This is a genomic window from Pseudomonas sp. F220 (genome assembly GCF_057813935.1).
In genome coordinates, this window is sequence record NZ_JBVASJ010000001.1 from 368,641 (window position 1) to 391,257 (window position 22,617).

Sequence of the window (22,617 nt, forward strand, 5' to 3'; positions counted from 1 at the left end):
GCGCATTTCCTCCTGTCAGACCCAGTTAAGGCAGATAGAGTTCATGCGCCGGGTTGAGCGTAGTTCGAAACCGACCGAAGGTGCCTGAAGATTTCCTGTCAGAAAGCCTGCCCTGCGGTGATCTACCGGCCCTCATCGCGAGCAAGCGCCAAGGTTCAGGTTTTCGCAGAAGGCTTACGCAACAGACTGAATGCCATTGCCGCGAGGAAAACCACTCCCAGCAAGAGCACAGCCCAAAGACCGACCTTCTTCCAATCGGTGCCAGAGGTAACCTGCGGCGTCGCCGTGGTCGGCTGAGTCGCCACCGAGCCACCATCGACTTTGGCCTGGCCCAACGCAGCCAAGCGCTTGGCGCTGTAATCCGGAATCAACGTCGACAGCGGCAGATTCGCCGCTTTCACCGTTGGACTGCCCAACGCCAGCGTGTAAGGTCCTGCACCGCGCGCCAGGAACACCAGTTGCGTCGCCCGCACGGCAAAGCGCAACGCCGGGGCTTCAGCGCCCAGGCCACCGCCACGTTCATCCACCGTCAGTTTCAACTGCTGAACGGTATGACCGGGCAGCTGCAGTTCGTCCTGCACCACGTCCTGACCGTTCTGGGTCAGGCGATAGAGCAAACCACTGCTCAGCGATTGCCACGGCAGACTACTTTCACGGCGACCGTACAGGCTCACCGGAGCAAGGCTGTTGGCTTGGCTCAGCTCGACCCGCAAACGCTCGATGTTCAGGCCCATCGGCAGTTGCCAAGTGTATTCACCCGCCTTGACGCTGCTGCCAGCCAGCGGCTGCGACCAGACCAATGGCAGCGGCAGGCTATTGGTGCTGGCGCTCTCCAATTGGGCCGAGGTGAGGACCGGCGCCGACTGCGGGGTATTCCACAGCAGGCGCAGATAGCGCGCCGACTGCCCCGGCAAACCGACCTCATGCTGCTCAACCCGTTCGTCGGCAAACGACAAGCGCGCCACCTGCCCTTCACCCCACGACTGCCAATGCTGCAAGTCATCGCTGGCTTCAATAGTGAAGCGCTGGAAGCCGTCACGCTCGCTGGTCCAGTCAAGAATCAGTTGCTGCAGCGGCGCCTTGATCGCGCTGGCATCCAGCAGCCAGCCGCGCAAAATTTCTTCACCGGCCTCCAGTTGAGTGGAAGGCTGAACTTCGACCAGAGTGCCGTTAGGGCTTGATTGAACGCGGATACTTGGCGTGGCTTCGCTGGCATCCGCCGAGTCGTACAGCGGGAACCATTTCACGTCGTGAACGATACGATTCTCGGTGGTCTGCGCCGTTTCCCGGGCCAATGCGTAGGCTTGGGCTTCACCCGCAGCGTTGAAAACCCGCACATCGCTGAGATCGGTCTGGCGCGCACTCAGCTGCACCGCCAACGGCAACTCGAGGCGATACCAAGGACCTTCGCCGCTCAGGGTTAACGGCACTTGAGTGGTGAAATCCCCCGGTTTTTCCTGGGCATTGGCCGACAACGCCACACATAACGCGACAGCCCCCAACCAACCCAGGCTCAGCTTCTGACTCAAGACGACACTCCTTCAGATTCATTGGCCGGCTTTTCAGCACCCGGCTCAGCTTCGGCACGCTTGGGCGGCAGCGGTGCGAAATAACCCACCACCAACAGCAACACACCCACGCCAATAAACGACACGATCCGCGCCAGCCCGCCACGGTTACTCAACTCGACAAAGAACAGCTTGGCGACCACCACTGCGATCAGCGCAGCGCCGATAAGCCAGACTTCGCGGCGGTGACGCACATGACCGCCGATCATCAGGCTCAGGGCAATCAGCGTCCAGACGATCGACAGGCCGGCCTGCACCAGCATCGACTCAAGCAATACGTCCAGCTCAAATGGTACGCCGCCCCAATGGTGAGCGCTGCGCATCACCAGCGCGGTGAAGAAGGCGAACAGCGACACACCGGCCACCAGCTGCGTGGCGCGCTCGGCATAGTTGGCGCGGATCGCCCATTGCGTGGCCGCACTGCGGGACCAGACATAAACCCCGAACAGCGCGAACAACAGACCCAGCTCCAGCGGATTAAGCAGCGGCACAAAGGGCAGTGGCTCGGCGGTACCGTCACTGACGATATTCGCCAGCCAGAACCAACCGAGCATCAGCACTGCCAACGGTAGTGCCGCGTACATACGGTACTCACGGGAATAAGCCGAGACCGGCCACGGCCAGGCGCGCGGTGCGGCCATCAGCACCAGATACAGGCTCGGCAGAATCGCCCAGCCCAGCCAGCGCCAAGCGTTGTACTGCTCGGACAACAGCAGCAGGCCGTAACGCAGCTCCAGCGCCAACACGCCGATCAGCAGCCAGCAACCCAGCACGTGGGCGGCGCTCAAGGCTTTAGCTGGCAGCATCGGCGCCAAACGCCGCAGCGAAACAAAGTGCACAAAAAACACTGCCGCCCACGCCAGCCAACCGACGTTTGCTGCCGGATGATAGCGAGCGTGCCAGGCCGCGACCAAGACCAGACCCGCTGCAGGCACCAACAAGGTGCAGAGCAAGCCCAACGCCGGCCACTTCAAACGTAAGGCCAGTACGGTCCACACGCCGACGCTCAGCGCCGCGACGCCAAGCAATAGCGTGGCGTGCAGATTCAGCGGTGCGAAGCGCAACACTTCGCTGATCAACGCCAGCGCCCACCATGCCGCGCCCCACACCAGCAAGAGTTCGGACAAACGCTGCAAATTCAAGGCATCGAACGCCGTCGCATGATTGCCACGCTGCAAGCGCCAGGCCCCGACCATCGCCGCCAGCCCCAAGACCATTGGCGTCCAGAAACCGCCGTGGGCCAGTGGGCGCAAGCCTTCGCTAGACAACGGCCCCAGCAGCTCAGGCCCGGCAATCAGGAACGCTGCGCCGCCGATCACCTGCAGCAACAGACCAAAGACGAAGCTCACGCGTTGTTGCAAGTACAGGCTCAGCCAGATGATCAATAGACCGCTGGCAGCCCACACCGCGCTCGCGGTTTGCCACGGCAGGACGAACAGTACGGCCAGATTGATCAGCACCAGACCCGCCAGCAACACCACCGACAGGCCGCGCAACAGGCGCACGTCGCCGCGCACCATGTCATCACGAGCCGCCAGCAACATACCGCCAATCAACGCCAGACCGATCAGGGAGGCACTGAGCAAACCGCTCCAGCCGGCGCTGAACACCGCAGAGTCACCCTCCGCGCCTTGCAGCCGCAGCAGAAACAACGCGCCACCCAGCAGTTGCACTGCGAAAGCGCTAAACAGGAAAGTCCGCGATTGCAGGCGCAGGCCGACAAACAAGGTCACCAACCCGGCGAGCGCCCAACTGATGGCCGTGCCGTGGGTGAAGAAAAACAACGGTGCCAACAGATAGAGGAACGCCAGGCCGCCGCAGGCCAGTACCGGTAAGGCGTTGCGCTCCCGGTTCGACGCTTGCTCTGGCAGGGCTTTACGCAACTGATCGAAACTGAACAGCAAGGCCGCGCCCAGCAGCAGAGCCCCCAGCGGTGCACCGTCCAGCAGACTGGCCTCGCCAATGCGCAGCTCACTGAGGAACGCCAGCGCCGAGCCCACTTGCAGCAACAAGGCAAATGCCCGCGCCAAGGGTCGTTGCTGACGCAGGCCGAGCCAGAAAATCCCCGCGCCTTCTACCGCCCAGGCCGCCGCCGTCCAGCGCACATCCAGCCCCAGCGGAATCGCCAGGGTGGCGAAAATCACCCCCAGCGCCAGGCAGGTTTCGCCCAACAACAAGGCTCGCCCACCGGCCAGCAAACGGGCCAGGCCCATGTAGATGATGCCCAGCGCCAATGCGCTGAACGCCGCAGCAAACTCCAGATGCTGGACCAGCGCGAACTGCAAACCGAAACCAACCAGCGGCGGGCCGAACAGCATCGTGCCGTCAACATAGTCGCCCTTGCGCGCCGACCAGTGCAGCAGCGCCTTGCGGCTGTCGTCGTCCGGTGCGTCGCTCATCTCAAGTAACTTGCGCCGCGCAAACAGCAAACCGATCGCCAGGTACATCAGGAAGAACAGAATCAGAAACGGCTCGGTGCTCCACAGCAGTTCCGGCGTGTAAGAACGCAAGCCCCAGGCGAAGCCAATGCCGAAGGTGCCGACGAAACCGATCAGGTTGAGCAACCGCCAGGCCTTGAACCAGGCGATGCCCAGGATGCCGGCATTAAGCAAGGCAAAATAGCTGAACAGCGCGACATGGTTGCCAGCACCGGTGGAGGTCAGGATCGGCGCGGCAAAGCCACCGAGGGCCGCTGCCGCAGCCAGGCCCAGCGAATCCTGAGTGATCGCCAGAACCGCCGAGAACACCGTGACTGCCACTAACAAACTCAAAGCGGCGGTCGGATCGAGCAGCGGGTGCAGGCGCATGGCGGCAAACACCGTCAGGTACAACACCGCGATTCCGGTGCCTTGCAATATCAACGCGTAGTTGCTGTTGCGCAGACGCAGCCACCAGCCCACCCCGAGCAGGCCAAGAGCGCAAGCGGCGACCCCGGCGTAACGCAGCTCGATCGGCACCACCATACCTTCGGTGGCATAACGCAGCAGGAACGCCAAACCAAGGAACAACAGCACCACACCGACCCGCAGCACCATGTTGCCGCCGAACAGCCAATTGCGTGCGCCGGCAAGGGCGCGCTCGATCAGGTTCGGTTCGCGTGGAGCGGCAGGGGCGGCAGGTTTTCTTGGTTCGCTGGCAGCGGGCTCTGGCTTCCAGGCATCGGCAGGCAATAGCTTGCTCAACTCTGGTGCAACGGAAAATTGCTCGGGTTCAAGCTCGGCGGGCCATTCCCAGACCAATTCGGGAACCGCACGCAAAGACGCCGGAATCGGTTCCGGCGCTTCGTTCAAGACAAATTCAGGGGGTTGATCCGGCCGGACAGATTCGCTGGCAGCCGTCGGTTCAGGCTGCCCGACGGCGCTGGCACCCGGCACTTCAAGCAGCGCCAGGCGCTGCTCGACAGCCGCTAAAGCCTTCTGCGCCAGTTCCAGCTGCTGACGCTGCTGCGCCGCTTGCGACCCCAAACTCGCGAGGCGGATAGCTTGCCCAATGCCGAGCCCGATCAGCGCACCGAACAGGGCATCGCTGAAGGACTCATCGAGTACCCAGCCCAGCACCAACCCTATCAACATGAAAATCCATTGCATGGTCGATATCCCTAAGCGGCTCATACAGTCCGTTGAGGGATAAATATCTACGCGTCTTGCTGAGAACGACGTCCCGTAGCAGCTGGCGAAGCCTGCGTTCGGCCGCGTCGCGGTCGCAATCCAGACGACTCAATCTCTTTGCAGAAACGAGGCATGGCATCTTGCGACCGCTATGCGGCCGAACGTAGCCTGGCGGCAACTGCTACGGAAGGTGTTCCAGCCCGGAGCCGGTAGATACCAAACGCGCAGACGGACAGACCCGGGTCGTTCAATACCCGGAAAAACTGTCGCCTAGTATATCGATCCGGCCCAACGGGCGTTGGGCCTTACTCGCAATTGTCGCTAAAATTTACTCAAGCGCCTTCCAGATATCCGTCGCGTACTCACGAATCGTTCGGTCGGACGAGAACCAACCCATCCGGGCGCTGCTCAACACCGCCGAGCGCCACCACTCTTTCGAGTCGTGCCAATGAGTTTCCACCCGCGCCTGGGCGTTCCAGTAGGAGTCGAAGTCGGCGCAGACCAGAAAGCGGTCATAGTCGATCAACGAATCGATCAAGCCGACATAACGCGCCGGATCGTCCGGCGAGAACACCCCACCGCGAATCGCTTGCAGCACATCGTTGAGCCGATGGGAGGCAGCGATATCGGGAACGGCGCTGAACTCGCCGTTGCGCTTGCGCGCCTCGACTTGCTGGGCGCTTAAACCAAAGATGAACATGTGCTCGGCACCGATGCGCTCGCACATCTCCACGTTGGCACCGTCCAGCGTACCGATGGTCAGCGCGCCGTTGAGACCGAATTTCATATTACTGGTGCCCGAGGCCTCGAAGCCGGCAGTGGAAATCTGCTCTGACAGGTCAGCCGCCGGAATGATGCTCTCCGCCAGACTCACGTTGTAGTTAGGCAGGAACACTACTTTGAGCAGGCCGCGTACGGTCGGGTCGTTGTTCACGGTGCGGGCGATGTCGTTGGTCAGTTTGATGATCAACTTGGCCTGGTGATAACTGGCCGCAGCCTTGCCGGCGAAGATCTTCACCCGCGGCACCCAATCGATTTCAGGCTCCGCGCGGATCGCCTGGTACAGCGCCACGGTGTGCAGCAGGTTGAGCAGTTGGCGCTTGTATTCGTGAATCCGTTTGACCTGCACATCGAACATCGCCGCCGGATTGACCGCGATACCCAGTTGCTCGTGGATGATTTGGGCCAAGGCCCTTTTGCTGTGCAGGCGCTGCTCGGCGAACTGCTTGCGGAACGCTGATTTCTCAGCGAACGGCTCCAGCTCAACCAGGCGCTGCTCGGGATTATCCAGCAGATCAGGACCCAGCGCCTCGACCATCATCGCGGTCAGTTCCGGGTTGGCCTGGTACAGCCAGCGGCGAAAGGTGATGCCGTTGGTCTTGTTGTTGATCCGTTCCGGATAGAGCTTGTGCAGCTCGGAAAACACCGTGCTGCGCATCAATTGAGTATGCAGACCGGACACACCGTTGACACTGTGGGAGCCGAGAAACGCCAGGTTGCCCATGCGTACCCGGCGGCCGTTGTCTTCCTCGATCAGCGACACCGCGCGCAGCACGTCAAAGTCGTGGATGCCCTTGGCCCGCAGTGAGTCGATGTGTTGGGCGTTGATCAGGTAGATGATCTGCATATGCCGCGGCAGCATCCGCTCCATCAGTCCTACCGGCCAGGTTTCCAGCGCTTCGGGCAGCAACGTGTGGTTGGTGTAAGACAGCGTGTCGACGGTGATCTGCCACGCCGCGTCCCATGCGACGTCGTGCAAATCGACCAACTGACGCATCAGCTCGGCCACGGCAATTGATGGGTGGGTGTCGTTGAGTTGGATCGCGGCGTGGTCACCAAGACTCAATACCGAGTCATGCATATTCTTGTGCCGACGCAACAAATCCTGCAGGGACGCCGAGACAAAGAAATATTCCTGACGCAGCCGCAGCTCTTGTCCTGCATCGGTGCTGTCGGCCGGATAGAGTACGCGAGAGATACTTTCTGCCCGCGCTACCTCGGCTACCGCGCCCAGGTGGTCGCCCGCATTGAAGCGCTCCAGGTGCAGGTCTTCCATCGCCCGCGCCCGCCACAACCGCAGGGTGTTGACGCTGGCACCGCGCCAACCGACCACGGGCGTGTCATAAGCCACCGCACGCACGGTTTCCGCCGGGTGCCAGACTTGCATGGTCTTGCCGGTTTCATCCTCCACAGTCTCGACGCTGCCGCCGAAGCCGATCGGGTAGATCACCTCTGCCCGCTCGAACTCCCAAGGGTTGCCGAAATCCAGCCAGTGCTCGGTCTGCTCCTGCTGCCAGCCATCGACAATCGCCTGGCGGAACAAGCCGTGCTCATAACGAATACCGTAGCCATGGCCGGCGATGCCGAGGGTCGACATGCTTTCCATGAAACACGCCGCTAATCGCCCAAGACCGCCGTTGCCCAGCGCGGCATCAGGCTCCAACAGCCGGATACGCTCAAGGTCGACGCCCAGTTCGGTCAAGGCTTCGCGCGCCACGTCCAGCAGCCCGAGATTGCTCAGGCTGTCGTAGAGCAAACGGCCGATCAAAAATTCCAGGGAGAGGTAGTACACACGCTTCTGACCCTTGCGGTAGATCTGCCGCGTGTGGTCCATCCAATGCTCGACCATATGGTCTCGCGCTGCCAACGCAATGGCTTCGAACCAGTCATGGTCAAACGCGTGATCCGGGTCTTTACCCACCGCGTAGGTGAGTTTGGTCAAGACAGCGTCGCGAAATGCGGCCACCTCTGCGTCACGAACTAGCGGTTCCTGAGTCATCGATACGACCTCGAACGAGATAGACGGCGTGGAATTGTCTGAGCCTAGTCGGTCTGACACGGGGCAAAGGCACTGGTTCGGCAGTTTTTTCAATTGCCTATATAAAGCTTTTTTGTCCCGGCAGGTAACGCCCTAAAAAGATGCAGATGCCGTGCCGATCCGCCCTAAATGCCCTGAGCGGACGAAAAACCGGCAAATGGTTGTTCACTCATCCATCAACCCCGGTATCATCTCGCGCCCTGATACACCCCCCTGGAAACACACCTGATGAAGCCCCAACTGATCGCCGCCGCGGAAATCGACCGACTCGATACCTGGGCGAAATACTCCAGCTATATGTGCGGTGGCTGTGTTTCCAGCTGCTGCACCCTGCCGGTCGAAGTGAAGATCAAAGACTTGATCCGCATCGGCATCGTCGATGAGTTCGAGCGCGGCGACCCGCCGAAGAACATCGCCAAACGCTTGCAAAAAGAAGGCATCGTCGAGCGCTACAACCAGAAGTCGGAAATCTTCACACTTCAGCGCATGAGCAACAACGATTGCCTTTATCTGGATCGCAAAAGCCGTCTGTGCACCATTTACGAGAAACGCCCGGACACCTGCCGCAACCACCCGAAGATCGGCCCACGGCCGGGGTTTTGTGCGTACAAGCCCAAAGAAGTCGAGCGCGAAACCAGCAGCCGCAAGCCACTGGAGAAGTTTTGATCAGTATTCTGGTCGCCTGACAGACCGCTATCGTCGGATCGCCGCCCGGAGCGAGCTTGCTCCGGGCGGCGATCCGACGATGAAGCCCTGACAAACGCTACAAAATCTCCAGACAAACAAAAACGCCCCCGACCTTGCGGTCGGGGGCGTTTTTTTAACAGCTAACTAATAAATCAGTTGCCGCTTTTCTTGGCAGCGCGGGTGCGCTCGCTTTCGCCCAGGATCTTCTTACGAAGACGGATGGACTTCGGCGTAACTTCACACAGTTCGTCTTCTTGAACGAATTCCAGAGCTTGCTCCAGAGTGAAGCGGATAGGCGGAACCAGTGCGATGGTTTCGTCTTTACCGGAAGCACGCATGTTGTCGAGCTTCTTGCCTTTGGTTGGGTTTACACCCAGGTCGTTGTCGCGGCTGTTGATGCCGACGATTTGACCTTCGTACACGTCTTCGCCGTGGCCCAGGAACAGCTTGCCACGAGCCTGCAGGGTTTCCAGCGAGTAAGTCAGAGCCTTACCGGTAGCAACCGAAACCAGCACGCCGTTCTGACGGCCGGACATGTCGCCGGACTTCATCACGTCGTAACGGTCGAAGATGCTGGTCAGGATGCCAGCACCGGAGGTCAGAGTCAGGAACTCGTTACGGAAACCGATCAAGCCACGAGCAGGGATGTTGTACTCAAGGCGAACACGGCCCTTGCCATCCGGAACCATGTTGGTCAGGTCGCCTTTACGGATACCGATCTGTTCCATGATCGCGCCTTGGGATTCTTCCGGCAGATCGATGGTGACGTTTTCGTACGGTTCGTGCTTGACGCCGTCAACCATACGGATGATCACTTCCGGACGACCAACACCCATTTCGAAGCCTTCGCGACGCATGGTTTCGATCAGTACCGAGAGGTGCAGCTCACCACGGCCGGAGACTTTGAACTTGTCGGCGGTATCGCCTTCTTCAACGCGCAGAGCAACGTTGAACAGCAGTTCTTTATCCAGACGTTCCTTGATGTTACGGCTGGTGACGAACTTGCCTTCTTTACCGCAGAAAGGCGAGTCGTTTACCTGGAAGGTCATGGAAACGGTTGGTTCGTCAACGGTCAGCGGCTTCATCGCTTCGACGTTCAGTGGGTCGCACAGAGTGTCGGAGATGAACAGCTGATCGAAGCCGCTGATGCAGACGATGTCGCCGGCAGCTGCTTCGTCAACGTCGATGCGGTGCAGACCGTGGTGACCCATCAGCTTCAGGATACGACCGTTGCGCTTTTTGCCATCAATGTCGATCGCTACAACCTGGGTGTTCGGCTTGACGCGACCACGAGCGATACGGCCAACGCCGATGACGCCCAGGAAGCTGTTGTAGTCCAGTGCCGAGATTTGCATCTGGAACGGGCCGTCACGGTCAACTTGTGGAGCTGGAACGTGGTCAACGATGGCCTGGTACAGCGGGGTCATGTCTTCAGCCATGTCGGTGTGTTCCAGACCGGCAATGCCGTTCAGGGCCGAGGCGTAGACGACTTTGAAGTCCAGCTGTTCTTCGGTAGCACCGAGGTTGTCGAACAGGTCGAAGATCTGGTCCAGAACCCAGTCCGGACGCGCGCCTGGACGGTCAACCTTGTTGATTACCACGATTGGACGCAGGCCGGCTTCGAAAGCCTTCTTGGTCACGAAACGGGTTTGCGGCATAGGGCCGTCTTGAGCGTCAACCAGCAGCAGAACGGAGTCAACCATCGACATTACGCGTTCAACTTCGCCGCCGAAGTCGGCGTGGCCCGGGGTATCCACGATGTTGATGTGGTAGCCGTTCCAGTTGATGGCGGTGTTTTTCGCCAGAATGGTAATACCGCGCTCTTTCTCCTGGTCGTTGGAGTCCATCACGCGCTCGTCGTTGAGCTCGTTGCGCTCCAGAGTGCCGGATTGACGCAAGAGTTTGTCTACCAGGGTGGTTTTACCATGGTCAACGTGAGCAATGATGGCGATGTTGCGTAGATTTTCGATCACTTGTGTATCTCGATCAGAGGATTCGGTGTGCTGACAGGTCGTGGCAGCGATTAACAGTAGAGTCCGGCAAAGCCGTTACAGCTTGACGGCGGCGTCGGGGGGCCGGTGACGCAGGCCACAGGCATACAGCCCCGGGCTCTTAGCTCGGTCGATAAACGCGCACATTGGCATGCCCCTCACTGAGCAAATGGTGGGCATGCAGGCGACTCATCACGCCTTTGTCGCAATACAACAGGTACTGGCGAGTAGGGTCCAGTTCCTTGAAACGAGCGTTCAATGCATAAAACGGCATCGCTTGTACCTCGATGCCAGGCAGCGCCAGCGGCTCGTCTTCCTGAGCATCCGGATGACGGATGTCGATCACGATCTGACCGGCCAGCACTTCACTGACTTCTTCGACCTGCAAATCCTGGCCCAATTCATCGATAACCCGATCGATCGGCACCAGTTTGGCGTTCTCGAGCGCACGCTCGAGCACCGCCATATCAAACTGTTGTTCTTCATACTCCACGCGGTTGCGCTTGGCGTGGGTCTTGGGGTTGACCGAAATCACCCCGCAATATTCCGGCATGTGCTTGGCAAAATCGGCAGTGCCGATCTCGTTGGCCAGATCAATGATGTCCTGCTTGTGACTGGCGATCAGCGGGCGTAACACCAGCTTCTCGGTCACGCAGTCGATCACCGACAGATTCGGCAGCGTCTGGCTGGAAACCTGGGAGATCGCCTCACCGGTAACCAGCGCGTCGATTTCCAGCCGATCGGCAATCCTGGACGCAGCGCGCAACATCATACGCTTCAATACTACGCCCATATGACTGTTATCGACTTTACCGAGAATTTCTCCGAGCACTTCCTCGAACGGCACGCTGACAAATAGCACGCGTTGGGAGCTGCCGTACTTTTTCCAGATAAAGTGCGCGACTTCCATCACGCCCAGCTCGTGGGCACGACCGCCAAGATTGAAGAAGCAGAAATGGCTCATCAGCCCGCGGCGCATGATCTGGTAGGCCGCCACCGTCGAATCGAAACCGCCGGACATCAACACCAGGGTCTGTTCGAGGGCGCCTAGCGGATAACCGCCGATGCTGTTGTGCTGGCTGTGAATCACAAACAACCGTTGGTCGCGAATTTCCATTCGCACTTCGATTTCTGGCTCTTTCAGGGAAATTCCGGCGGCGCCGCACTGACGACGCAGCTGGCTACCGACGTATTTCTCGACTTCCATCGAGGTGAATTCATGCTTGCCGGCGCGCTTGCAGCGCACTGAAAAGACCTTGCCCGATAAGGTATCACCGACGTGCTGTTTGCACTTGGCGACGATGTCATCGAAGTCGCCCAACGGGTACTCATCGACCTGCAGGAAATGCGCGATGCCCGGCATGCAACTCAGGCGATCCATCATCTCCTTCAAGGCTTTCGGCTCGCTGACGCGGGTTTCCATGACGAGGTTGTCCCACACACCGTTCACCACCACAGCCGGGTCCAGATCGCGGAGCACGGCACGGATGTTCTTGGCCAACTGACGGATGAAACGCATCCGTACCGGGCGGCTCTTGATGATGATCTCGGGGAAGACTTTTACGATTAATTTCATGAAAACAGCGCGCGAGGGGCCAGCCGAAAAAGGGGGGCGCGGATTATAGCGGAAATTGCTCAAGGTTTAACCAGTTAATATACAGATGACTCTCGATGCACTAAAACAGGGCGTTTAGGATTTTTAGCGCTACATTGCAGTGCGTAAATATCGCATTTTTTCCCGCGTGTACCTTTATGTGCGTGAGTTTGGGGCGAAAAACCCAAGTCGGGGCACTGGCATGCAATTTGCTCCCTTGTGAGGCAGGTTGCCATGGCAGAGTATTCGCGCCGGCATCACCCACATTCTAAGGGCACTCCACTACTAGCCCGAAGCCACCCCGGAGGACACTATGTCGAAGTCGGTTCAACTCATCAAAGATCATGACGTCAAATGGATTGATCTGCGCTTCACTGATACCAAAGGCACTCAGCACCACGTGACCATGCCGGCCCGTGATGCGCTGGATGAAGCCTTCTTCGAAGAAGGCAAAATGTTCGACGGCTCCTCCATCGCTGGCTGGAAAGGCATTGAAGCTTCCGACATGATCCTGATGCCGGACGACACCACTGCTGTTCTGGACCCGTTCACCGAAGAGCCGACCCTGATCCTGGTTTGCGACGTGATCGAGCCTTCGACCATGCAAGGCTATGACCGTGACCCACGTGCCATCGCCAAGCGCGCCGAGGAATACCTGAAGTCGACCGGTATCGGCGACACCGTTTTCGTCGGTCCAGAGCCTGAGTTCTTCATCTTCGACGAAGTGAAGTTCAAGTCCGATATCTCCGGTTCGATGTTCAAAATCTACTCCGAACAAGGTTCGTGGATGTCCGACCAGGACGTGGAAGGCGGCAACAAAGGCCACCGTCCAGGCGTCAAAGGTGGCTACTTCCCGGTACCTCCGTTCGACCACGACCACGAAATCCGTACCTCCATGTGTAATGCCATGGAAGAAATGGGCCTGATCATCGAAGTTCACCACCACGAAGTGGCGACTGCCGGTCAGAACGAAATTGGCGTCAAGTTCAACACCCTGGTAGCCAAGGCTGACGAAGTTCAGACCCTGAAATACTGCGTACACAACGTTGCCGATGCTTACGGCCGCACCGCGACCTTCATGCCTAAGCCTCTGTACGGCGATAACGGTTCGGGTATGCACGTTCACCTGTCCATCTCCAAAGATGGCAAGAACACCTTCGCTGGCGAAGGCTATGCCGGCCTGTCCGATACCGCTCTGTTCTTCATCGGCGGCATCATCAAGCACGGTAAGGCACTGAACGGCTTCACCAACCCGTCGACCAACTCCTACAAGCGTCTGGTCCCAGGCTTCGAAGCTCCAGTAATGCTGGCCTACTCGGCTCGCAACCGTTCCGCTTCGATCCGTATTCCTTACGTGTCCAGCCCTAAAGCTCGCCGTATCGAAGCTCGCTTCCCGGATCCAGCAGCCAACCCGTACCTGGGCTTTGCTGCACTGTTGATGGCTGGCCTGGACGGCATCCAGAACAAGACCCACCCAGGCGATGCTGCTGACAAAAACCTGTATGACCTGCCGCCTGAAGAGGCGAAAGAGATCCCACAAGTTTGCGGCAGCCTGAAAGAAGCCCTGGAAGAGCTGGACAAAGGTCGTGCGTTCCTGACCAAAGGCGGCGTTTTCAGCGACGATTTCATCGACGCTTACATCGCCCTGAAAAGCGAAGAAGAAATCAAGGTTCGTACCTTCGTACATCCACTGGAATACGAGCTGTACTACAGCTGCTAATCCGGTAGCGCTTGCGCAAGCGGCGTAACAGAGGCCTCCTTCGGGAGGCCTTTTTTATGGCCGCGATTCAACGGCTGACAAAAACCCAATGTGGGAGCGAGCCCGCTCGCGATAGCGTTTGTTCATTCAACATTGATGCTGGCTGATCCACCGCCATCGCGAGCAGGCTCGCTCCCACAGGGTATTGTGGTTTCTGATACAGCTCGGTAAACCATACCCAAATGTTTACAACTTGGGTCAACCGTCACCCCTGACCTATGCTGCAACCCAACGCCTTCGTTTCTGGTCGATTTTATGGGTCGTGGTTTTCTATTCATTTTGCTACTCATCGCCCTGCCGGCGGCCGCACAGATCTATAAATACACCGACGCCAATGGCAACACCGCCTATAGCAACCAACCGCCCGATGGCACCCGGAGCCAGACCGTCGAACTGCCGCCGCTCAATAGCGTCGAGCCTCAGCAGCCTGCCCCGCCACAAGTCAGCCCAGCACAAAACGGCAGGCAGCAAGCCAATAAAGCCGCTTATGGGGTACTGGAGCTGACAGGGTTGCCCAGCGAAGAAGCCCTGCGTGCCAACAATGGCACCTTCACCGTTGGCGTTCTGCTGCAACCGCGCCTGCAAGGCGAGCATCGCCTACGTCTACTGCTGGACGGCCGGCCGTATGGTCAGCCGAGCAATGTTCCGCGCCTGCAACTGGTAGATGTCGATCGCGGCGAACACAGCCTGGCGGTGCAAGTACTGGATGGAGAGAAGAAGGTTGTGCAGCAGAGTCCGACTGCGACCTTCACCGTGCAACGGGTGCATACGCCTTGATGCCTTCATGAAACGGATATCCATGCGCACTCTATTGCTGGTCCTGCTCCTGATTGCCCTGCCAGTTGCCGCTGAGGTCCACACCTACATCGATGCGCAGGGGAATAGGGTCTTCACTGACCAACCGCAGCCGGGTAACGCTAAACGTGTTCAATTGGCGCCAGGCAATCGCATGCCCGCGACCCTTGGCGAAGCCGCCCCGGTGCCGGCAGCCAAAACAGCCAAAGACAAACCGCTCTTCCACTACCAGATGCTGCGCGTTCTGGTACCGGATCCGGACGCCACCATTCGCAACACCCAAGGCGAGTTGATTGTCAGCGTCACCAGCGAGCCCGGCCTGCAACGCGGGCATCGCTATCGCTTACTGCTGGACGGCCAGCCAACTGCCGATCCAGGCCCCAGCCCAGTGTTTGCCCTAAGCAACATCGACCGCGGCAGCCATCAGCTGGCGGTGGAAATTCTCGATGAGCAAGGGCGGATGGTCGAACGCACGCCCAACCAGCCGTTTCACATGCTGCGCATTTCCCTTGCCCAGAAGCGCCAGGTCAAACCTTGCACGCTTGCCGATTACGGCCAGCGTCCGGAATGCCCTTTGGCAGACAAACCTAAAGAAGAGAAAAACAGCATCTTTTCATTCTTCTGAACGCCGTTCAGGTTTGCGCACTATATTGGTGCAATGAGCTGCACCCTACCCACTAATCAACCCATTTTGGTTCGAAAATACCCGGCGAAGCTGGCAGAACGCCACGCAATCGAGCTTTAAACGCCTGTTTCAGGGGTTTAGCGCTTCTTTTCGGAGCCTTGGTTTGGTTTTTGCATTTTCCTCGCATCAGCGCTATATCCGCGCGCGCAATCCGGGACCGGCCTCGGGTTGCCCTGCTCCAAAAGAGGTCCTAATGACCATCAGCGACGCTCTGCACCGCTTGCTACTCGACAACCTGACCACCGCAACCATTCTACTCAACGCTGACCTACGCCTTGAGTACATGAACCCCGCGGCGGAAATGCTGCTGGCCATCAGCGGTCAGCGCAGTCATGGGCAATTCATCAGCGAGTTGTTCACCGAATCCGCCGAAGCCTTGAGTTCCTTGCGCCAAGCCGTCGAGCAAGCGCATCCGTTCACCAAGCGCGAAGCGATGCTCACCGCCCTGACCGGGCAGACCCTGACCGTCGATTACGCCGTGACGCCGATCCTCAGCAATGGCGACACCCTGCTGCTGCTGGAAGTCCATCCGCGTGACCGCTTGCTGCGGATCACCAAGGAAGAGGCCCAGCTGTCCAAGCAGGAAACCAGCAAGATGCTGGTGCGCGGCCTGGCTCATGAGATCAAGAACCCTTTGGGCGGGATTCGCGGCGCTGCCCAGTTGCTGGCCCGCGAGCTGCCGGAAGAAAGCCTCAGGGATTACACCAACGTCATCATCGAGGAGGCTGATCGCCTGCGTAACCTGGTGGATCGCATGCTCGGCTCGAACAAACTGCCGTCGCTGGCGATGACCAATATCCACGAAGTGCTCGAGCGTGTGGGCAGTCTGGTGGAAGCCGAAAGCCAAGGCTGCATCACCTTGGTGCGCGACTACGACCCAAGCATTCCCGATGTATTGATTGACCGTGAACAGATGATTCAGGCGGTGCTCAACATCGTGCGCAACGCCATGCAGGCCATCGGCAGCCAGAACGAACTGCGCCTGGGCCGAATCACTCTGCGCACCCGTGCGATGCGCCAGTTCACCATCGGCCATGTGCGCCATCGGCTGGTGACCAAGGTCGAAATCATCGACAACGGCCCGGGAATTCCCGCCGAGCTGCAAGAAACCATCTTCTTCCCAATGGTCAGTGGCCGCCCGGACGGTACCGGGCTGGGCCTGGCCATTACTCAGAACATCATCAGCCAGCACCAGGGCCTGATCGAATGTGACAGCCATCCTGGCCACACCACGTTCTCGATCTTTCTGCCACTGGAACAAGGAGCCCCATCGACATGAGCCGTAGTGAAACCGTGTGGATCGTCGATGACGACCGTTCTATCCGTTGGGTTCTGGAAAAGGCCCTGCAACAGGAAGGCATGACCACGCAAAGCTTCGACAGTGCCGATGGCGTGATGAGCCGTCTGGCTCGCCAGCAACCGGACGTGATCATCTCCGACATCCGTATGCCGGGCACCAGTGGTCTGGACCTGTTGGCGCGGATTCGCGAACAGCACCCGCGCTTGCCAGTGATCATCATGACTGCTCACTCCGATCTGGACAGCGCTGTCGCGTCCTATCAGGGCGGCGCTTTCGAGTACCTGCCCAAGCCGTTCGATGTCGATGAAGCCGTTTCCCTGGTCAAACGCGCCAACCTGCACGCCCAGGAACAGCAAGGCCTGGAGGTCGTGCCGACTCTGACCCGCACCCCGGAAATCATCGGCGAAGCGCCGGCGATGCAGGAAGTGTTTCGCGCTATCGGTCGTCTCAGCCACTCAAACATTACGGTATTGATCAACGGCGAATCCGGTACCGGTAAAGAGCTGGTGGCCCACGCCCTACACCGGCATAGCCCACGGGCAGCGTCACCCTTCATTGCCTTGAACATGGCTGCGATCCCCAAGGACTTGATGGAGTCCGAGCTGTTCGGCCACGAGAAAGGCGCGTTCACCGGTGCGGCCAACCTGCGCCGCGGGCGTTTCGAACAAGCCGATGGCGGCACACTGTTTCTCGATGAGATCGGCGACATGCCGGCCGACACCCAGACGCGTCTGCTGCGGGTATTGGCCGATGGCGAGTTTTACCGGGTCGGCGGTCACACCCCGGTCAAGGTCGATGTGCGAATCATCGCCGCGACTCACCAGAATCTGGAAACCCTGGTTCACGCCGGGAAGTTCCGTGAGGATTTGTTCCACCGCCTCAATGTGATTCGTATCCATATCCCGCGGATGTCGGACCGCCGCGAAGATATTCCGACCCTGGCCAAGCACTTCCTGGCCCGCGCCGCGCAAGAACTGGCGGTCGAGCCGAAACTGCTGAAGAGCGAAACCGAGGAGTACCTGAAAAACCTGCCGTGGCCCGGCAACGTGCGCCAACTGGAGAACACGTGCCGCTGGATCACGGTGATGGCTTCGGGTCGCGAAGTACATATCAGCGACCTGCCGCCTGAGCTGCTGAACCTGCCACAAGATTCTGCACCGGTGACCAACTGGGAGCAGGCCCTACGCCAATGGGCCGATCAGGCGTTGGCGCGTGGCCAATCGAGCCTGCTGGATAGCGCGGTGCCGAGCTTCGAGCGAATCATGATCGAAACCGCCCTCAAACACACCGCCGGCCGCCGCCGCGATGCCGCCGTGCTGCTGGGCTGGGGCCGCAACACCTTGACCCGCAAGATCAAGGAGCTGGGGATGAAGGTCGATGGTGCAGATGATGACGAGGGGGATGAGGGTTAAACAGCCTTTAGCTCTTCGCTGAAAGTTACATCCAATCGCGAGCAGGCTCGCTCCCACAGGGTTCAATGGTGTTCACACATTGTGTGAAACACTGAAAAATCACTGTGGGAGCGAGCCTGCTCGCGATGCTTTTGGGGCCATCAGTGCACCGACTGAATGCACCGTGAACCGCAATCGCGCACGGCAACTGATCCGAAATCCCGCCTGCTTTCGCAATCGAATCCTTATAAAAAAACACGAAATCCCCGGAATACGGGGCTTTCAGCGCTTAAAAGCGACTATCTGTTTCAACTTATTAAAACCTGGCACGCCCCCTGCAATAACCTAATCACAACCCAGTTTCGGGGACCTTGGTACAGGCAGGCCGGGGATTCCCCTCTTTACACCTGGGGCTCATGACGCAATCAGCGACGAGCCCCACCCGTTTCGGGAACCCTGGTACAGGCAGGCCGGGGATTCCCTCTTTTATTCCTCTCGGAGATGGATCTCCAGCCGCCAGCGGTCATCGACCTCAGCGCCAGCCCACTCGCCATGTAATGGCCTGGCGGCCACCAGCGTCAGCAACAAGCCCCCATCACTCAAACGCACCCGCCAGTTCACGTCCTTATCGTTGACCTTCAACTGACCTCGCTGTGCCTTACCCTCAGCCTCGAACAGCAGCGCGACGCTGCCGTCGATAAACTCACCGTGGGTCTTGGGTTCGTTGTTGAACCAGACCACCAGCCCATCGTTCGTCACCTCGACCTGCTGCAAAACGCTAGGGTCGGGGGTGGTCAGGCGACCGATCATCAGCCCGACCATCATCCCGACAATCGCCAACGAGCCGAGCACCTTCGGGAATAGCTTCGGCCGTGGGTCTTCTTCAGGCGTAGAATGCAGCCCATCTTTACGTTCGGAGCCGTGCATGTTTCACGTCATCCTTTTTCAACCAGAAATTCCGCCGAATACCGGCAACGTTATCAGGCTGTGCGCCAACAGTGGCTGCCACCTGCATTTGATCGAACCGCTGGGCTTCGAGATGGACGACAAGCGCCTGCGCCGGGCTGGTCTCGACTATCACGAGTATGCCACCTTACAACGCCATGCCGACCTGGCCAGCTGCCTGGAAAGCCTCGGCCAGCCGCGTCTGTTCGCCTTTACCACCAAGGGCTCGCGGCCCTTCCACGATGCCAGCTTTGCCGAGGGGGATGCTTTTCTCTTCGGCCCGGAAAGCCGCGGCTTGCCCGCCGAGGTTCTGGACGCCCTCCCGGCCGAACAACGCCTGCGCTTGCCGATGCGTGAAGGTTGCCGCAGCCTGAACCTGTCGAACACAGTGGCCGTGGCGGTCTATGAAGGCTGGCGACAACTGGGTTTCAAGTAACGCAATATTTCATAACAACGCAAATAAAATGTGGGAGCGGGCTTGCTCGCGATAGCGGTCTAACAATCGGCATCTGTGTCGACTGTCAGGCCCTCATCGCGAGCAAGCCCGCTCCCACATTGGTTTGCGCTATATCGACGGCTTATTGCACAGTCGGCGTTGCGCCAGCTTCCTGCATGCGCTGCAGTTCTTGCGCGTACAGCGCGTCGAAGTTCACCGGAGCCAGCATCAGTGCCGGGAACGAACCACGAGTCACCAAGCTGTCCAGGGTCTCACGAGCGTACGGGAACAAGATGTTCGGGCAGAACGCACCCAAGGTGTGGCTCATCGAAGCGTCGTCCAGGTTCTTGATCAGGAAGATCCCGGCCTGTTGCACTTCAGCGATGAACGCGACTTCTTCCCCGTTCTTCACGGTCACCGACAGGGTCAGCACGACTTCGTGGAAGTCACCTTCCAGAGCCTTCTGACGGGTGTTCAGATCCAGACCGACGCTCGGCTCCCACTGCTGACGGAAGATCGCCGGGCTTTTCGGAGCTTCAAAGGACAGGTCACGCACGTAAATGCGCTGCAAGGAGAATTGCGGTGCAGTTTCTTCTTCGTTCGCAGCAGTGTTCTGTTCGTCAGTCATCTCAGATCCTTTCTGATCTTGGGGGTCTTGTAGGGTTTGCTGATCTTGGGGGGGTTAGTCAGGCCTCGAGCAGCGCGTCCAGCTTGCCGGCGCGCTCCAGGGCGTGCAGCTCATCACAACCACCAACATGGGTGCTGCCGATCCAGATTTGCGGCACGGACGTCCGGCCCGCCTTCTGGGACATTTCAGCGCGCACCTGCGGCTTGCCATCGACCTTGATCTCTTCGAAGGCTACGCCTTTGCTCTCGAGCAGATACTTGGCACGCGAGCAATAAGGGCAGTAATCGCTGGAATAGACGACGACGTTTTTCATGTCACTTCACCAGCGGCAGGTTGTCGGCTTTCCAGCTGGAAACACCGCCGGACAGCTTGGCCGCAGTGAACCCGGACTTGAGCAGCTCGCGGGCGTGAGTACCGGAATGCTGGCCTTGGGCGTCGACCAGGATGATGGTCTTGGCCTTGTGTTTTTCCAGTTCGCCAACACGGGCGGTCAATTTGTCCTGCGGGATGTTGAGCGCACCGACGATATGACCGGCAGCGAAATCCTTGGCTGGACGGATGTCGATCACTACGCCCTGGTCGCTGTTGACCAGTGAGGTCAGCTCACGGGTGCTGAGGCTGCGGCCGCCGCCCTTCATCTCATGGGCGATCAGCAGAGCCAGCAGAACGGCGAAGATGCCAACGAGCAGATAGTGGGTGGTGGCAAATGCAATCAGGTGATCGACCATTTAAGGAGGTTCCAGAGCGTTAAAAGTCGGCCAGTATACACAGCCACCATGGTCGGCCAAACCCCGCCGGGCGGTGACGGCGTCGGAACTTCGCTTTAAACTGCCACTCCCTTTTCTATCGCCTTCTTTTAACTCAGCCACGAGTGGAATCTATGACTACCACGCCTAAACCTTTGGTCCTGATGATTCTCGATGGCTTCGGTCACAGTGAGAGCCAAGAATCCAACGCCGTCTATTCAGCCAGGAAGCCCGTACTCGACCGTTTGTGCGCCACCGTCCCGAACGGCTTGATCTCAGGCTCTGGCATGGACGTCGGCCTGCCTGACGGGCAAATGGGTAACTCGGAAGTCGGCCACATGAACCTCGGTGCCGGCCGCGTTGTGTATCAAGACTTTACCCGCGTGACCAAATCGATCCGCGACGGCGAGTTCTTCGAAAACCCGACCATCTGCGCTGCGGTAGATAAAGCCGTGGCCGCTGGCAAAGCGGTGCATATCCTCGGTCTATTGTCCGAAGGCGGCGTGCATAGCCATCAGGACCATCTGGTGGCCATGGCCGAGCTGGCGTTCAAACGTGGTGCCGAGAACATCTACCTGCACGCCTTCCTCGACGGCCGTGATACGCCGCCGAAAAGCGCCCAGTCGTCAATCGAACTGCTTGATGAGACGTTCAAAACCCTTGGCAAGGGCCGAATCGCCAGCATCATTGGCCGCTACTTCGCCATGGACCGTGACAACCGTTGGGACCGTGTGTCCCAGGCCTACAACCTGATCGTCGACGGCAACGGTGAATTCAACGCAGCCACTGGTCCGCAAGGTCTGCAAGCTGCGTACGAACGCGGCGAGAGCGACGAATTCGTCAAAGCCACGACCATTGGCAAGCCGGTCAAGGTCGAAGACGGCGATGCCGTGGTGTTCATGAACTTCCGTGCCGACCGTGCCCGCGAGCTGACCCGGGTGTTCGTCGAAGACAACTTCAACGACTTCGAACGTGCCCGCCAGCCGAAATTGGCCGGTTTCGTCATGCTGACCCAATACGCGGCAAGCATCCCGGCACCGTCGGCGTTTGCGCCGGGCAGCCTGGAAAACGTACTGGGCGATTACCTGGCGAAAAACGGCAAGACTCAGCTGCGTATTGCCGAGACCGAAAAGTACGCCCACGTGACCTTCTTCTTCTCTGGCGGTCGTGAAGAACCCTTCCCGGGCGAAGAACGTATCCTGATCCCGTCGCCAAAAGTCGCTACTTATGACCTGCAGCCAGAAATGAGCGCACCGGAAGTCACCGACAAAATCGTCGACGCCATCGAAAACCAGCGTTACGACGTCATCGTGGTCAACTACGCCAACGGCGACATGGTCGGTCACAGCGGCGTGTTCGACGCAGCAGTGAAGGCCGTTGAATGCCTGGATCTGTGCGTTGGCCGGATTGTCGAGGCACTGGAGAAAGTCGGCGGCGAAGCACTGATCACCGCTGACCATGGCAACGTCGAGCAGATGTCAGACGAGTCCACCGGCCAGGCGCACACCGCCCACACCTGTGAGCCCGTGCCGTTCATCTATGTCGGCAAGCGCGACCTCAAGGTTCGCGAAGGCGGTGTGCTGGCCGACGTCGCGCCGACCATGCTGATGTTACTGGGGCTGGAGAAACCGGCCGAGATGACTGGCACTTCGATACTGGTATAAGC

The 22,617-nt window shown here is 59.1% G+C and carries 17 protein-coding genes; 8 read left to right on the forward strand and 9 right to left on the reverse strand.

Annotation, left to right across the window (positions count from 1 at the left end; genetic code table 11):
- Window positions 1-155 precede the first annotated feature (155 nt).
- The 3 genes from ACZYSM_RS01590 to ACZYSM_RS01600 form a co-directional block, all read right to left on the reverse strand.
- The gene (locus ACZYSM_RS01590; protein WP_489068179.1) at window positions 156-1,529 is read right to left on the reverse strand and encodes a DUF3999 domain-containing protein; all 1,374 of its coding nucleotides are present in this window, start codon (window positions 1,527-1,529) and stop codon (window positions 156-158) included.
- Window positions 1,526-5,155, reverse strand: a complete 3,630-nt coding sequence (locus ACZYSM_RS01595; RefSeq protein ID WP_489068181.1) for a DUF2339 domain-containing protein — start codon at window positions 5,153-5,155, stop codon at window positions 1,526-1,528. The genes ACZYSM_RS01590 and ACZYSM_RS01595 overlap by 4 nt, the downstream gene beginning before the upstream one ends.
- A gap of 349 nt (window positions 5,156-5,504) precedes the next feature.
- Window positions 5,505-7,955: a glycogen/starch/alpha-glucan phosphorylase gene (locus tag ACZYSM_RS01600; protein ID WP_489068183.1), complete on the reverse strand. Its 2,451-nt coding sequence runs from the start codon at window positions 7,953-7,955 to the stop codon at window positions 5,505-5,507.
- Window positions 7,956-8,222: 267 nt separating this feature from the next.
- On the opposite strand from ACZYSM_RS01600, the gene ACZYSM_RS01605 reads away from it, so the two are divergent.
- Window positions 8,223-8,660, forward strand: a complete 438-nt coding sequence (locus tag ACZYSM_RS01605; RefSeq protein WP_489068185.1) for a YkgJ family cysteine cluster protein — start codon at window positions 8,223-8,225, stop codon at window positions 8,658-8,660.
- A 173-nt stretch (window positions 8,661-8,833) separates the two neighbouring features.
- Here the strand turns inward: ACZYSM_RS01605 and typA are convergent, their stop codons facing one another.
- Both typA and thiI read right to left on the reverse strand, forming a co-directional pair.
- The gene (gene typA, locus ACZYSM_RS01610) at window positions 8,834-10,654 is read right to left on the reverse strand and encodes a translational GTPase TypA (RefSeq protein ID WP_489068187.1); all 1,821 of its coding nucleotides are present in this window, start codon (window positions 10,652-10,654) and stop codon (window positions 8,834-8,836) included.
- A 139-nt stretch (window positions 10,655-10,793) separates the two neighbouring features.
- On the reverse strand, window positions 10,794-12,248 hold the full coding sequence (gene thiI, locus ACZYSM_RS01615; RefSeq protein ID WP_489068189.1) for a tRNA uracil 4-sulfurtransferase ThiI: 1,455 nt from the start codon (window positions 12,246-12,248) through the stop codon (window positions 10,794-10,796).
- A 331-nt stretch (window positions 12,249-12,579) separates the two neighbouring features.
- Here thiI and glnA point away from each other — a divergent pair, with 331 nt between their 5' ends.
- From glnA to ntrC, 5 genes are all read left to right on the forward strand, one after another.
- A complete protein-coding gene (gene glnA / locus ACZYSM_RS01620) occupies window positions 12,580-13,986 on the forward strand; it encodes a glutamate--ammonia ligase (RefSeq protein WP_489068191.1) in 1,407 nt (468 codons plus the stop codon).
- 294 nt (window positions 13,987-14,280) lie between these two features.
- Window positions 14,281-14,802: a DUF4124 domain-containing protein gene (locus ACZYSM_RS01625; protein WP_489068193.1), complete on the forward strand. Its 522-nt coding sequence runs from the start codon at window positions 14,281-14,283 to the stop codon at window positions 14,800-14,802.
- A 22-nt stretch (window positions 14,803-14,824) separates the two neighbouring features.
- Window positions 14,825-15,445: a DUF4124 domain-containing protein gene (locus tag ACZYSM_RS01630; protein WP_489068195.1), complete on the forward strand. Its 621-nt coding sequence runs from the start codon at window positions 14,825-14,827 to the stop codon at window positions 15,443-15,445.
- Window positions 15,446-15,698: 253 nt separating this feature from the next.
- Window positions 15,699-16,784: a nitrogen regulation protein NR(II) gene (gene glnL, locus ACZYSM_RS01635; protein WP_489068197.1), complete on the forward strand. Its 1,086-nt coding sequence runs from the start codon at window positions 15,699-15,701 to the stop codon at window positions 16,782-16,784.
- Complete coding sequence (gene ntrC / locus ACZYSM_RS01640; RefSeq protein WP_489068199.1) at window positions 16,781-18,217, forward strand: nitrogen regulation protein NR(I); 1,437 nt, start codon at window positions 16,781-16,783, stop codon at window positions 18,215-18,217. Before glnL ends, ntrC begins: the two co-directional genes overlap by 4 nt.
- 465 nt (window positions 18,218-18,682) lie before the next feature.
- On the opposite strand, the gene ACZYSM_RS01645 is transcribed toward ntrC, so the two are convergent.
- Window positions 18,683-19,123, reverse strand: coding sequence for a hypothetical protein (locus ACZYSM_RS01645; RefSeq protein WP_489068201.1), 441 nt, complete (start codon window positions 19,121-19,123; stop codon window positions 18,683-18,685).
- Here ACZYSM_RS01645 and trmL point away from each other — a divergent pair.
- Window positions 19,122-19,577: a tRNA (uridine(34)/cytosine(34)/5-carboxymethylaminomethyluridine(34)-2'-O)-methyltransferase TrmL gene (trmL, locus tag ACZYSM_RS01650; protein WP_489068203.1), complete on the forward strand. Its 456-nt coding sequence runs from the start codon at window positions 19,122-19,124 to the stop codon at window positions 19,575-19,577. The genes ACZYSM_RS01645 and trmL overlap by 2 nt on opposite strands.
- A gap of 142 nt (window positions 19,578-19,719) precedes the next feature.
- Here the strand turns inward: trmL and secB are convergent, their stop codons facing one another.
- The 3 genes from secB to ACZYSM_RS01665 are packed head-to-tail and all read right to left on the reverse strand — an operon-like array spanning window position 19,720 to window position 20,933.
- Complete coding sequence (secB, locus tag ACZYSM_RS01655) at window positions 19,720-20,205, reverse strand: protein-export chaperone SecB (protein ID WP_489068205.1); 486 nt, start codon at window positions 20,203-20,205, stop codon at window positions 19,720-19,722.
- A gap of 58 nt (window positions 20,206-20,263) precedes the next feature.
- Window positions 20,264-20,518 carry a glutaredoxin 3 gene (grxC, locus tag ACZYSM_RS01660; RefSeq protein WP_150802314.1) on the reverse strand — a complete coding sequence of 85 codons (255 nt, stop codon included), beginning with the start codon at window positions 20,516-20,518 and terminating at the stop codon, window positions 20,264-20,266.
- 1 nt (window position 20,519) lies between these two features.
- On the reverse strand, window positions 20,520-20,933 hold the full coding sequence (locus ACZYSM_RS01665; protein ID WP_489068207.1) for a rhodanese-like domain-containing protein: 414 nt from the start codon (window positions 20,931-20,933) through the stop codon (window positions 20,520-20,522).
- 152 nt (window positions 20,934-21,085) lie between these two features.
- Between ACZYSM_RS01665 and gpmI the strand changes: the two genes are divergently transcribed.
- The gene (gpmI, locus tag ACZYSM_RS01670; protein WP_489068209.1) at window positions 21,086-22,615 is read left to right on the forward strand and encodes a 2,3-bisphosphoglycerate-independent phosphoglycerate mutase; all 1,530 of its coding nucleotides are present in this window, start codon (window positions 21,086-21,088) and stop codon (window positions 22,613-22,615) included.
- The last annotated feature ends 2 nt before the right edge of the window (window positions 22,616-22,617 follow it).

What these genes read in the sequence shown, in the direction of transcription:
- secB (WP_489068205.1), bottom strand. Translation starts at nt 20,205, where the DNA reads ATGACTGACGAACAGAACACTGCTGCGAACGAAGAAGAAACTGCACCG.
- ACZYSM_RS01595 (WP_489068181.1), bottom strand. Translation starts at nt 5,155, where the DNA reads ATGCAATGGATTTTCATGTTGATAGGGTTGGTGCTGGGCTGGGTACTC.
- ntrC (WP_489068199.1), top strand. Translation starts at nt 16,781, where the DNA reads ATGAGCCGTAGTGAAACCGTGTGGATCGTCGATGACGACCGTTCTATC.
- ACZYSM_RS01600 (WP_489068183.1), bottom strand. Translation starts at nt 7,955, where the DNA reads ATGACTCAGGAACCGCTAGTTCGTGACGCAGAGGTGGCCGCATTTCGC.
- thiI (WP_489068189.1), bottom strand. Translation starts at nt 12,248, where the DNA reads ATGAAATTAATCGTAAAAGTCTTCCCCGAGATCATCATCAAGAGCCGC.
- glnL (WP_489068197.1), top strand. Translation starts at nt 15,699, where the DNA reads ATGACCATCAGCGACGCTCTGCACCGCTTGCTACTCGACAACCTGACC.
- ACZYSM_RS01665 (WP_489068207.1), bottom strand. Translation starts at nt 20,933, where the DNA reads ATGGTCGATCACCTGATTGCATTTGCCACCACCCACTATCTGCTCGTT.
- ACZYSM_RS01605 (WP_489068185.1), top strand. Translation starts at nt 8,223, where the DNA reads ATGAAGCCCCAACTGATCGCCGCCGCGGAAATCGACCGACTCGATACC.
- ACZYSM_RS01645 (WP_489068201.1), bottom strand. Translation starts at nt 19,123, where the DNA reads ATGCACGGCTCCGAACGTAAAGATGGGCTGCATTCTACGCCTGAAGAA.
- grxC (WP_150802314.1), bottom strand. Translation starts at nt 20,518, where the DNA reads ATGAAAAACGTCGTCGTCTATTCCAGCGATTACTGCCCTTATTGCTCG.
- ACZYSM_RS01630 (WP_489068195.1), top strand. Translation starts at nt 14,825, where the DNA reads ATGCGCACTCTATTGCTGGTCCTGCTCCTGATTGCCCTGCCAGTTGCC.
- trmL (WP_489068203.1), top strand. Translation starts at nt 19,122, where the DNA reads ATGTTTCACGTCATCCTTTTTCAACCAGAAATTCCGCCGAATACCGGC.
- ACZYSM_RS01625 (WP_489068193.1), top strand. Translation starts at nt 14,281, where the DNA reads ATGGGTCGTGGTTTTCTATTCATTTTGCTACTCATCGCCCTGCCGGCG.
- glnA (WP_489068191.1), top strand. Translation starts at nt 12,580, where the DNA reads ATGTCGAAGTCGGTTCAACTCATCAAAGATCATGACGTCAAATGGATT.
- gpmI (WP_489068209.1), top strand. Translation starts at nt 21,086, where the DNA reads ATGACTACCACGCCTAAACCTTTGGTCCTGATGATTCTCGATGGCTTC.